Here is a 12359-nt window from a genome sequence, read left to right as displayed (position 1 = left end):
CTTTACACTAGCCGGATTCCTAGTATCATTAGCGCCCCTCGATTTACAATGCTTAGCGCTTTTTAGAGCCTAACGAAACTCTGCGCCAATATCATGGTGTAGCGTTTATATTTTACGGTTACCCATGGTTAAAATTGGTTCTTACACCTTAGACAGCCCGGTTATTCTTGCACCCATGGCTGGCGTTACCGATCGCCCCTTCCGGCAACTCTGCCGTGAAATGGGTGCAGGTCTTGTGGTGTCAGAAATGGTCACCTCTGATGTAAAGCTTTGGAATACCCGAAAATCCCGCTTGCGTATGAATCATAACGGCGAAGAGGAGCCCAGATCCGTGCAAATTGCTGGCGGGGATCCGGATATGCTAGCTGAAGCCGCCCGCCTGAATGCAGAGCAAGGCGCTCAGATTATTGATATCAACATGGGTTGCCCGGCAAAAAAAGTCTGTAATAAAGCCGCAGGGTCGGCTCTGTTAAAAGATGAAAAGCTTGTTTCCGACATTTTGGATGCGGTTGTCAGGGCTGTGGATATTCCGGTCACACTCAAAATTCGTACAGGCTGGGATCACGAGCATCGCAATGGCGTTACCATCGCTCATATCGCTGAACAAAGTGGAATTCAGGCGTTAGCTGTCCATGGCCGAACCCGTGCTGATGCTTACAAAGGTGAAGCAGAATACGACACTATTGCTCAAATAAAGCAGAGCATTTCAATTCCTGTATTCGCCAATGGTGATATTACATCACCGGAAAAAGCCCGTTATGTTATGGACTACACGGGGGCAGATGCCGTAATGATCGGTCGAGGTGCCCAGGGGCACCCCTGGATATTTCGACAAATCAGTCACTATCTGGAAACCGGTGAACATTTACCTGAACCTGACGCGGTGGCACGCCTAGACATTTTAAGTCGCCACCTGAACGAGCTTTATCAGTTTTACGGAGACGTGATGGGTGTCCGCATCGCCCGGAAACACGTCAACTGGTACCTTGGCGCACATAAACATGGCGCACATTTCCGTCGGTATTTTAACCGACTGGAGCAGCCCAAAGAGCAACAAGCAGCTATTAAGCACTTTATATTGAAACCGGATCAGGCACATGGCGTGTCTTCTTTTGTGGAAGAGGCTCTGTTGTGAATGCACTTAGCGATAAGAATATGAGCAGTAATACAGATATCTCCGATAACCCTCCTGAGATCATCACCCAGGCTCAGGCAGGCCAGAAAACACTGCGTACCAGTGTTGAAGAAGCGATGAGTAATTACTTTGCCCATCTTGACGGGCAACCGGCCAGTAACCTTTATCAGATGGTACTGGCTGAGATTGAAGCTCCTCTGCTGGAAGCAGTTATGGCCTACACAAAAGATAATCAGAGCCAGGCTTCTGATATTCTCGGCCTCAACCGTGGTACCTTGCGCAAAAAGCTTAAGACCTACGGCATGCTGTAACCCAAACCGACTTTTTGATGAAAGCGGCAGATCACCTCTGCCGCTTTCTGTTTTCTTACTCACCTATATAAGAGAAAAGAGCACATTATGTCTGCCAAAGCACAAAATCTGCCGGTTCGCCGGGCATTAATCAGCGTATCGGATAAAACCGGCGTTGTTGACTTTGCCAAAGCACTGACCGAGCGCGGTGTTGAAATTCTGTCCACCGGCGGCACGTACAAACTGCTAAAAGAGCAAGGCGTACCAGCAGTTGAAGTTTCTGATTACACCGGCTTTCCTGAGATGATGGATGGTCGTGTCAAAACGCTGCACCCTAAAATTCACGGTGGCATTCTGGCTCGTCGCGGTATGGATGATGAGGTGATGGCTGAAAACGGCATCCAGGGTATCGACTTGGTTGCTGTAAACCTTTATCCGTTTGAAGCCACTGTTGCCCGCGACGACTGCACCCTTGAAATGGCAGTAGAAAATATCGACATTGGCGGGCCAACCATGGTGCGCTCTACGGCAAAAAACCACGCTTTTGTTTCTATTGTCGTTGATGTAAATGACTACAGCCGTATTCTGACGGATATGGACGCTAATGGCGGCGCGGTTGCGCAGCAGACCCGTTTTGACCTGGCCATTAAGGCGTTTGAGCATACCGCCGCTTACGATGGCATGATCGCCAACTACTTTGGTCGCTTGGTTGAAGGTGGCAGCGAAGATTTTGCACGTACTTACAATGTACAGTACGAGAAAAAGCAAGAGATGCGTTATGGCGAAAACCCGCATCAGAAAGCGGCCTTCTATGTAGAGAAAAAACCGGTTGAAGCCAGTGTATCCACAGCCAAACAGCTGCAGGGTAAAGAACTGTCTTTTAACAACGTAGCAGATACCGATGCGGCGTTCGAATGTGTGAAATCTTTTGTTGAACCAGCCTGTGTGATCGTCAAACACGCGAACCCTTGCGGTGTTGCGATTGCTGACAATCCACTGCAGGCTTATGAACTCGCTTTCCAAACCGATCCAACATCTGCGTTTGGCGGCATCATCGCTTTTAACCGTCCACTGGATGCAGAAACAGCACAAGCGATTGTCGATCGTCAGTTTGTTGAAGTCATTATCGCACCGGGAGTTTCTGAAAAAGCCAGTGCAATTGTTGCGACTAAAGCTAACGTACGCCTGCTGGACTGTGGTGATAACTGGCCAGGTGAGCGTGATCACAGCTTGGACTATAAACGTGTAAATGGCGGCCTGCTGGTTCAGGATCGAGATCTGGGCATGGTGACCGATGAAGATCTGAAGGTTGTGACTAAAAAAGCACCAACCGAAGAACAGATGCGTGATCTGGCCTTCGCCTGGAAGGTAGCTAAGTTCGTTAAATCTAACGCTATTGTTTACGTAAGAAACGGTCAGACCATTGGTGTAGGTGCCGGCCAGATGAGCCGTGTGTACAGTGCTAAAATCGCTGGCATCAAAGCAGAAGATGAAGGTCTGGAAGTACCAGGGTCTGTTATGGCATCCGATGCCTTCTTCCCATTCCGTGACGGTATCGATGCGGCAGCTAAAGCAGGTATCAGCGCCGTGATTCAGCCCGGAGGCTCTATGCGCGATCAGGAAGTTATTGATGCAGCGGATGAGCACGGCATGGCGATGGTATTTACCGGAATGCGTCACTTCCGGCACTGAGATTGGGCGGCTGAATGTCGCCTGACCTGATATATAAAGACAGACCAAGCCCCGGGGAAACTCGGGGCTTGGTACTTTCGGGTCTGGAAAAGCCCGCTGAATACAGTTGCCACTACCTTATTCAGCCTTTATGCTGAAAATAATGCGTTAACCACATTTTTATTGAGTGACGGGTAGCCTCTATGCCGCTGTCGACTTCACACAAGCTTTCACGACATCCTTTTGCCAGTGTTATCGGTCGCAGGATTATTATTGTTCTCATCATAATCAGCAGCCTGATTACCCTAACCTCCACTCTGATTCAGCTCTATAGCGATTACCGCAAGGAAGTCAGTTCTGTCGAAACGCGGTTTCAGGAGCTAAAGGATGTCCATGTCGAATCACTAACAATTAATTTGTGGGAGTTTAATGAACACCAACTCAATATACGCCTTGAAGGTTTGGTTAAATTACCGGACATATCTTTTATAAGAGTGACCTCAGCAACCAGCAACCAGGTTTGGCAGGCAGGCAAAGAAGTAACCGGTGATAAGATGAGCCAGCTGATTCCTCTTCAATACAACGGTCAGGACAGCAGTCGCTTTATGCTAGGCCAGCTCTATGCTGAGTCTTCCTCGGAACGAATTTATCAACAACTTCTGCAAACATTCTTATCGACACTGATCGTCAATGGTATAAAGACATTTATCGTTTCAGGTCTGATTCTCTGGGTTTTTCAACTTAGCGTAAACCGGCGAATTCTGAGAATTCTGAACTACCTGGATCACTTCCTCCCCAATCAACCGCACAAAGCCATACAACTGGACCAAGTACCCTTTATAACTTCAGAGCATGATGAAATTAGTATACTGGCTCTTTCTGTTAATCAACTCAGTTACAACTTAAACCAGCTCTATGCAAAAATAGAAGCAGAAAGAGATCGCTTTACCGACTTTGCCAATTCAGCCTCTGACTGGCTCTGGGAAACGGACGCTGAAGGCAGAATTACTTTTGCCTCAGAACAGATGCAAGCTCAGTTAGGTATCACCGATAACCAGACGTACAGCCACAAGTTAACGGATCTTATTCCAAATAGAGCAATGGGTGAAGCGATACGCCAGGGCCATGACTTCAAAAGCGTAGAAGTCAGGCTAAATCTCCATGGTGAAGAGCGTAACTTTATCTTCCATGGCGCACAGGTACACCCTCGGTCTCAGGCTGTTAGCATGCGAGGCTCAGCGATTGAGATCACCTCCCGCAAGCGAGCAGAGCAAGCACTTCAGGAGCTTAATGAGACACTGGAAAAACGTGTTGTTCTGAGGACACTGGAGCTTGAGCAATCTCTTCATAAGCTTGAAATCACTCAAAGCCAGCTTATAGAGCGTGAGAAAATGGCGGCTCTGGCTTCACTGATCTCCGGTATCGCCCATGAAATTAATACACCTTTAGGGGTTGCCATTACAGCGGGCATGATGCTTGAACCAGACTCAGAGGAAGACCCTAACTACGAAGCCTACAAATTAATGCAAGCTAATCTGCAGCGGGTTGTTCGTTTGATACAGGTGTTTAAGCAGACTACAGCACAGAACGGGCAGGGCAGAGTTGAACCTGTTTATGTTAAACAACTGCTCGGTGATATTATCATCGGATTACAGCAAAAACTTCAGGATAAACAGATTAACGTTCAGCTCACCTGTGAAGATAATCTGAATTGGCCAACGATCACTCAAAGCTGGGTGCAAATATTTCACCAAATGATTAATAACAGTATTATCCACGGCTTTAAGTCCTCTGACCCGTCCAATAACATTGCCATCTCAATCAGGGAAACACCGGACGGGCTTTCGATCTGCTATCAGGATAATGGCCAGGGCATGTCACAGCAGGAACTTAATAAACTGTTTGAACCTTTTCATACCTCTAAGCGTGACAGCATCTGTATCGGCCTTGGTATGCATATCGTTTACAATCAGGTTTCTCAAGCCCTCGCAGGCAGTATTCAGACAGCATCCAAACCAGGTGAAGGGCTGAAGGTTATGATACAGCTGCCTCTTTTGCCTGAAACACTGTCTGTAGGAGGCTAAGTACAGACTGTGCAAACACGATTATCACTTCGGTCGTATACCCTGAATCCCAGAAGTCACCGGCATGAATATGCACAGGTTGTCATTCCTTTGCAGGGAAAAATTAGGCTGGCGCTTGGTTTTTCTGGTGCTAGTGAGCACCTCCCCTTCAGGTTTGAGTCAGAGCTAGGTGTAAAACAGGCAGTTGTCATTCCTCCGGGTCACATCCATCGATTTTCCTCCCACCAGGAATCCCGCTTTCTGGTTGCAGATATCCACAACCTCCCAGCGCACCTGACTCAACTGGAAAAACCTCTTCTAGCGCTCAGCAACCACTTCTTTGACTTCTGCCTTTTTGCAGAGCAGCAACTCAATAACCAGCTCGACCCAGATATCGAGCAACCCATGGGCCATATCTTTTATCACTTACTATCTCAACAGCAGCCCTACGCTCGGAAGGATAAAAGAATAGAGTTGGTCGTCGACTTTCTGAAAAAAGATCTCAGCCATACACCAGAGCTTAGCCAGTTATCGGATATTGCATGTTTAAGCCTGAGCCATTTCAAGCAGCTCTTTGTCGATATCTATGGTCAGCCTCCCTTGCAACACCTTAGGGTACTGCGTATGCAAAAGGCACGAGCACTGCTCAGCCATAGCGATACTCCTATAGCAATTATTGCTCAAAAAGTAGGCTATACCGATGCGTCAGCATTCAGTCGCAGCTTTCGTCAATACTGGGGGCAGCCACCTAAAGACTATCGCGCTCGCTAAGTCTCTGCTTTGCATACCTCTTCAAGAATCTCTAAATACCTATTCAAGAATAAAGTATCAGCTTTTCAGCACACTAAAGATCCTCAATTGGCTCTAAAATCCAGGTTATACCTTAGCGATTATTCAGTATGGAGTCAGCAACATGCCCACTTTCTTAGGCTTAATGGCTATCAGCTCATGGGGCATACTTGCCCTACTCGGCAGCCTGACCAGTGAAATCCCTGCATTTCAGCTGCTTTTTATCTGCTTTTCAATATCTGCGGTTTTGATGTTTGTAAAGCGTGGAGCCCAGCATACTGCACTTTTCGAACGCCCCGTTATGACTCTGCCTCAGTGGCTTATTGGCATAGCTGGTTTATTCGGGTTTCATTTTTGCTATTTTATGGCGCTTCGGTTTGCTCCGGCGATTCAGGTCAGTCTGATTGTTTATCTGTGGCCTTTGATTCTGACCTTATTTGTAGCTGAAAAGGGCAGGAAGAAACAGGCGTTATATGGTGGTCTGATCGGCTTTACCGGGGTAAGCCTGGTGATAAGCCAGCATCAGGGAATCTCAGCATTTTCTGATATATCTCCTGATTACCTGACCGGCTACCTGCTGGCTGCATCCTGCGCTTTAATTTGGTCGACTTACTCTTGGTATCTCTCGAAAAACACAGGAGGTGCCGACAATATTGGTTGGCTATCATTGGTCGTTGCCCTACTATCTCTGATCGCTCATTTTTTCTTTGAAACGCCTTACTGGCAGTTTTCCGCCACAGAAATTATGGGCGCTCTGCTATTAGGCCTCGGCCCGGTGGGGGGAGCCTTCTATCTCTGGGATATAGGAATGAAACAGGGCAACCGCTCTCTTCTGGCTATATCCAGTTTTGCAGCACCTTTAATCACCGCTTTTAGTCTGGTTTTAGCCGGTATCAGCGAATGGAGTTTTATTTTACTCGCGGCCTTGCTGCTTGTCGTAACCGGTGGTTTTATCGCCAGCCCTATGACACTCAGAGCCAAAGCAGTAATTAAACCCGATCAAATCTGAAAGTATTCTAGCGAACCTGCGTCAGTCCATAAAAAAAACCGGCCAAGGCCGGTTTTATGCAAGATGCAGATCGGGCTTAGTCTTTAATGCGGTACTCTGCCGAACGGGCATGTGCCGTTAAGCTCTCCCCACGAGCCAGAACAGAAGCAATTTTACCCATCTCAGAGGCACCATCTGCCGAACACATGATCAATGATGAGCGCTTCTGGAAATCATAGACCCCTAAAGGTGATGAAAAGCGCGCTGTTCCCGATGTGGGTAAAACATGGTTAGGTCCTGCACAATAGTCGCCCAGCGCTTCTGCTGTATAGCGCCCCATGAAGATAGCACCAGCATGGCGAACCCGGCCTACAACGGCTTGAGGGTCTTCTATGGAGAGCTCAAGGTGTTCCGGCGCGATACGATTCGTCACCTCAATCGCCTCATCCAGATCCTTCACCTGAATCAGAGCAGCCCGCTCCGCCATAGAGACCCGAACGATAGGCTCACGCTCAAGAGTTGGCATCAGTTTCTGGATACTGGCTTCAACCTGGTCGATAAAATCCTTATCCCAGCTCACCAGAATAGGCTGGGCATCTTCATCATGTTCTGCCTGAGAAAACAGATCCATGGCAATCCAGTCCGGGTTGGTTTTGCCGTCACAAACCACTAGAATTTCAGAAGGGCCGGCGATCATATCAATACCAACCGCGCCAAAAACCATGCGCTTAGCAGTCGCCACGAAGATATTACCAGGGCCAACGATCTTATCGACCCGAGGTACCGTTTCGGTGCCATAGGCCAGAGCAGCAACCGCCTGAGCACCACCAATAGTAAACACACGATCAACCCCTGAAATACAGGCAGCAGCTAAAACCAGCTCATTCAGCTCGCCATGGGGTGTAGGCACCACCATGATGATCTCTTCAACACCGGCAACTTTCGCCGGAATTGCGTTCATTAACACAGAGGATGGATAGGCTGCCTTACCACCAGGCACATAAACACCAACACGATCCATCGGCATCACCTGCTGTCCCAACAAGGTGCCATCCTCTTCAGTGTACTCCCAGGAGCCCTGGCCCTGAGCCTGCTTCTCGTGATAAGAACGCACGCGCTCAGCGGCACGTTCCAGAGCTGCCCGCCGCTCTGCTGGTAAGCCATCCAAAGCCTGCTGAAGACGCTCCTGAGTCATTTCAAGACTGGAAAAGTCCTCCACATGCAGATGATCAAAGCGCTCTGTAAATGCCATAACTGCTTTATCTCCCTGATGCTTAACCTGATGCAAAATATCAGTAACCGCTTCATTTACGGCGGTATCAGAAACTGATTCCCAGGCAAGTAAAGTATCAAGTTGTTGGGAGAAATCAGCTTGGGAGGAAACAAGACGTTTTACAGAGACGTTCGATGACATAGGGATTTTCCGGTTTAAAAAAGACTTGAGGAAAAAATAGCCGGAGGCAGAAGCTAACCTCCGGGAAAAGCACAGGGTAAGCTAAAAAAACTGAACCCTGTTTACGTCTTACCCGTTAACGGCAGAACGTAATTGCTCGATAATAGGCTGTATCAGCTGATGCTTCATTTTCATCGCGCCCTGACTAACCACCAATCGGGTGCTGATGGGAGCGATATCTTCACGGGCTTCCAGACCATTGGCTTTCAATGTATTGCCGGTATCAACGATATCAACAATTTCATCGGCCAGATCCATAATAGGCGCCAACTCCATGCCACCGTAAAGCTTAATCAGATCAGCCTGAACACCCTGTTCCGCATAATACCGTTTGGCAACATTGATAAATTTAGTCGCGACACGTATACGGCCTTCCGGTCGTTGCTGCCCCTTCATACCTGCCGTCATCAGACGACAACGGGCGATGTTCAGATCCAGTGGCTCATAGATACCTTTGGCACCATGCTCCATCAGTACATCTTTACCGGAAACGCCCATATCAGCAGCCCCCAGTTCAACATAGGTCGGAACATCCGTTGCGCGAATAATGATAAGTTTCACATGATCCAGGTTGGTATCGAAAATCAGTTTTCGGCTTTTACGGACATCTTCCAGCGGATAGATCCCTGCCTGCTCAAAAAGCGGCAGAGTTTCATCAAGAATACGCCCCTTTGACAGCGCGATAATCAGTTGTTGTGGCTCTTGCGATTGGCTCATAGTAATGAATAAAACCTGTTAGCTTGGGATTCGACGGATCTTAGCACCTAAAAGCTGCATTTTTTCTTCAATGCATTCATAACCACGATCAATATGGTAGATACGATCAACAAGAGTATCACCATCCGCAACCAGACCAGCAATAACCAGGCTTGCTGATGCCCGCAGGTCTGTTGCCATCACAGGGGCCCCTTTTAACCGTTCAACACCATTAATGATTGCAGTATTTCCCTGAACATCAATTTTCGCCCCCATACGCAGCATTTCCTGAACATGCATATAGCGGTTTTCAAAGATGGTTTCCGTGATACGGGAACTGCCTTCAGCCACTGCATTCATTGCAACAAACTGAGCCTGCATATCAGTAGGGAAAGCCGGATAAGGAGCCGTGCGTAAATTGACAGCTTTCGGGCGGTTACCGTTCATGTTCAGCTCGATAAAACCCTCACCGGTTGAGATGTGCGCACCCGCTTCTTCAAGCTTCAGCAGAACAGCATCCTGAATATCAGCCCGGGTATCCTTCACCAGAATACGCCCCCGTGATGCGGCGGCAGCCACCAGATAGGTGCCCGTCTCAATCCGGTCAGCAACCACATCATGCTGACAGCCATGCAGTGTCTCGACACCCTCAACCACAAGACGGTCGGTGCCCAAACCTGAAATATTTGCCCCCATCGCAATCAGACATTCAGCCAGATCGGTCACTTCCGGTTCACGGGCAGCATTTTCGATAACAGATGTTCCATCGGCAAGACAAGCTGCCATCAGGATATTCTCGGTCCCTGTTACCGTCACGGTATCAAACAAAATATTGGCACCTTTCAGCCGGCCATTAACCTTAGCTTTGATATAACCATCTTCAACTAAAATATCAGCACCCATGGCCTCAAGGCCACGAATGTGGAGATCGACGGGACGGCTACCGATTGCACAACCACCTGGCAGAGATACTTGAGCCTCACCGAAGTGCGCCAGCAAAGGGCCTAAAACCAGAATGGAAGCCCTCATAGTACGGACAAGGTCATAGGGAGCATGGCAATTGCGGATCGTTCTGGCATCCACTTCAATACGCATTTTCTCATCAACAACCGGCTCAATTCCCATGCAGCTGAGCAGCTCAATCATGGTCGTGATGTCGTGCAGGTGCGGCAGATTACCAATACGCACGGGCCCTTCTGCTAAAAGAGTTGCCGCTAAAATAGGTAATGCTGAGTTTTTTGCACCGGAAATACGGATGTCGCCATCAAGTGGGCGACCTCCGGTAATAAGTAGTTTATCCATCTGCGATCCGTAATAAATGTGTATGCGATTAACCTACGCGGAGTTGAGAGGCATCTTTCCATTGCTCAGGCGTAAATGTGCGAATCTGAACCGCATGAACATCGCCGGACGCAATCAGGTCATTCAGACCAGAATATACATATTGTTGTTTTTTTACTGGGGTCAGAGAAGCGAACACTTCACCAATAACAACAATCTCAAAGTGACGACCATCATCACCCTGAACAATTACTTCGCAGTCAGTCAGTTTGCTCTCTAAAGTTTTTTGCAATTCGCTGGCTTGCATTTTTGTCTCCGCGTTTGAGTTAAGCGCCACCTGATAAAGAGATGAGTTTTGATGATGACACACGCTTGATAAAGCTAAGAGGACAATATTATTAGAAAAGAGGACAAAAGGCGATTTTTGCCCATAATCATTTCAGATAAAGACTATTCACAACAGCGGTGGGGGCGCTCAAAGGAAAGGTGACCGGAAAGACCGGATACCGCGATAATCCGCTCAAGAAGGTCTGGTACTCCGGTAAAATGAATCGCTTTATCAGCCCGACAGGCGGCTCGCAGCCAACACATCATCAGTGAAACCGCAGCACTGCCCGATGCATGAACGCCAGAAAAGTCTACTTCGATACTTTCAGGCCCTTCCACTATCAGAAGTTCACCCTGTTTCCGCAGTGGTAAAATTGTTGAAAAATCCAACACACCACTAACCTGTAACACTCCAGGCTGGCTAGTGACGACGGCCGCTCTCTGGTTCTTTTCTGCACACGGCTTCATCGTTACTCGCTCGCTTCTTCAACGGAATCCTCTGAAATGACAGAGGCAGAATCGCTTTTTAACCAGTTTTCAATGACATAGTCAAAGTCACGGTTGTGGGCCTGCATTGCACTGTCAAACTGGTTCCGGAATGTTAGCCCTAAATTAATACCATTGACCGTTACATTGGTAATACGCCAGAGATCATCTTTTCCTTTACGCATGGAATAGATAATAGGGTAAACCGTACCATCAACCGCCACTACTTCCATTTCCACCATATCGCGATCAGGGTCACGGGATGGTCCTTTAGGCTCCAGCACCCGAATCTCTTCATTGGAGAAGGCCAGCAGTCCTTTGGCATAAGTCCGGATCATACTGCCTTTGAACACATCCAGAAAACGGCGCCGCTGATCCTTGGTCGCAATCCGGTAATATTTAGCCATTACGCCCGCAGCAAAACGACGCATATCGATTGCAGGCTCCAGGATTTGCTCAACATTATCATAAAAGCGTTGAGGGTCTTCATCGTAGTAAATACGGGCTTCTTCAATAATACCTAATAATTCATTGGCCGTTCGGGTTACCACTTCTTTTGGTGTTTCTACAACCGCTCTGGCAGGCATAACCACAGCAAGCACCAGAACTACAGATGCAAAAAAACTGAATATAGATCGCTGCGTCAGCATAATTTAACTCTTTAGGTTTATATTCTTTCCAGAAAGAACCGGATTTATATGTGAACCGATGTGCTTACTCTTTACCCATACTGGAAAGGAATTTGCCAATCAGATCTTCCAGCACTAATGCTGGCTGAGTATCACGTATTTCACCACCATCAGCCAACATCTCTTCTTCCGCACCGACAACCAGACCGATGTAGTTCTCCCCCAAAAGCCCGGAGGTAAGAATCATAGCCGTTGTATCCGTAGATAGTTTATTTCGCATACTGTTATCAATTTTCAGTGTCACTTTGGCATCATACCACTGTGAATCAATTTCCACGGCGGAAACACGGCCTATGGTAACACCTGCCATGGTAACCTTGGCTCTTGGTTTCAGGCCACCAATGTTATTGAAGTGAGCATAAACCGTATAAGCGTTTTTATCATCGCCACTCAGGTCAAGTCCGCTGACCTTAAAGGCCAGAAGTAATAGTGCCAGAGAGCCTGCGATGACAAAGCCACCCACACTGATCTCGATCCAACGAGTTGTCATA

General features: G+C 47.9%; 13 protein-coding genes. 6 read left to right on the top strand and 7 right to left on the bottom strand.

What is annotated here, in order from left to right:
- The first annotated feature begins 124 nt into the window (after positions 1-124).
- The 6 genes from dusB (at position 125) to ACN0R8_RS13700 (ending at position 6957) form a co-directional block, all read left to right on the top strand.
- On the top strand, positions 125-1135 hold the full coding sequence (dusB, locus tag ACN0R8_RS13725) for a tRNA dihydrouridine synthase DusB (protein WP_417598359.1): 1011 nt from the start codon (positions 125-127) through the stop codon (positions 1133-1135).
- Positions 1132-1446 (top strand): DNA-binding transcriptional regulator Fis, encoded by a 315-nt coding sequence (gene fis, locus ACN0R8_RS13720; RefSeq protein WP_417598357.1) that lies wholly within the window; start codon positions 1132-1134, stop codon positions 1444-1446. Before dusB ends, fis begins: the two co-directional genes overlap by 4 nt.
- Before the next feature lie 87 nt (positions 1447-1533).
- Positions 1534-3117 (top strand): bifunctional phosphoribosylaminoimidazolecarboxamide formyltransferase/IMP cyclohydrolase, encoded by a 1584-nt coding sequence (gene purH / locus ACN0R8_RS13715; protein ID WP_417598355.1) that lies wholly within the window; start codon positions 1534-1536, stop codon positions 3115-3117.
- 182 nt (positions 3118-3299) lie between these two features.
- Positions 3300-5180 carry an ATP-binding protein gene (locus ACN0R8_RS13710; protein ID WP_417598353.1) on the top strand — a complete coding sequence of 627 codons (1881 nt, stop codon included), beginning with the start codon at positions 3300-3302 and terminating at the stop codon, positions 5178-5180.
- A gap of 9 nt (positions 5181-5189) precedes the next feature.
- Entirely contained in the window at positions 5190-5930 is a 741-nt protein-coding gene (locus ACN0R8_RS13705; protein WP_417598351.1) for an AraC family transcriptional regulator, read from the top strand.
- A 142-nt stretch (positions 5931-6072) separates the two neighbouring features.
- Positions 6073-6957 carry an EamA family transporter gene (locus ACN0R8_RS13700; protein WP_417598349.1) on the top strand — a complete coding sequence of 295 codons (885 nt, stop codon included), beginning with the start codon at positions 6073-6075 and terminating at the stop codon, positions 6955-6957.
- Between the two features lie 76 nt (positions 6958-7033).
- On the opposite strand, the gene hisD is transcribed toward ACN0R8_RS13700, so the two are convergent.
- The 7 genes from hisD to mlaD all read right to left on the bottom strand — a co-directional run bounded on the left by hisD (position 7034) and on the right by mlaD (position 12358).
- A complete protein-coding gene (gene hisD, locus ACN0R8_RS13695) occupies positions 7034-8350 on the bottom strand; it encodes a histidinol dehydrogenase (protein WP_417598347.1) in 1317 nt (438 codons plus the stop codon).
- Positions 8351-8458: 108 nt separating this feature from the next.
- Positions 8459-9106, bottom strand: a complete 648-nt coding sequence (gene hisG / locus ACN0R8_RS13690; protein ID WP_417598345.1) for an ATP phosphoribosyltransferase — start codon at positions 9104-9106, stop codon at positions 8459-8461.
- 18 nt (positions 9107-9124) lie between these two features.
- Positions 9125-10387: a UDP-N-acetylglucosamine 1-carboxyvinyltransferase gene (gene murA, locus ACN0R8_RS13685; RefSeq protein ID WP_417598343.1), complete on the bottom strand. Its 1263-nt coding sequence runs from the start codon at positions 10385-10387 to the stop codon at positions 9125-9127.
- A 28-nt stretch (positions 10388-10415) separates the two neighbouring features.
- The gene (locus tag ACN0R8_RS13680) at positions 10416-10673 is read right to left on the bottom strand and encodes a BolA family protein (RefSeq protein WP_417598341.1); all 258 of its coding nucleotides are present in this window, start codon (positions 10671-10673) and stop codon (positions 10416-10418) included.
- A gap of 143 nt (positions 10674-10816) precedes the next feature.
- Positions 10817-11161, bottom strand: a complete 345-nt coding sequence (locus ACN0R8_RS13675; protein ID WP_417598339.1) for an STAS domain-containing protein — start codon at positions 11159-11161, stop codon at positions 10817-10819.
- Positions 11162-11163: 2 nt separating this feature from the next.
- Positions 11164-11829, bottom strand: coding sequence for an MlaC/ttg2D family ABC transporter substrate-binding protein (locus tag ACN0R8_RS13670; protein ID WP_417598337.1), 666 nt, complete (start codon positions 11827-11829; stop codon positions 11164-11166).
- A 64-nt stretch (positions 11830-11893) separates the two neighbouring features.
- On the bottom strand, positions 11894-12358 hold the full coding sequence (mlaD, locus tag ACN0R8_RS13665) for an outer membrane lipid asymmetry maintenance protein MlaD (protein ID WP_417598336.1): 465 nt from the start codon (positions 12356-12358) through the stop codon (positions 11894-11896).
- Position 12359: the final 1 nt, after the last annotated feature.

The sequence above is a fragment of the Oceanospirillum sp. genome (assembly GCF_048265165.1).
Taxonomy (GTDB): Bacteria; Pseudomonadota; Gammaproteobacteria; order Pseudomonadales; family Halomonadaceae; genus Oceanospirillum.
Note: the sequence above shows the minus strand (reverse complement) of the source record. Positions and strands in the feature narration are given on the sequence as shown.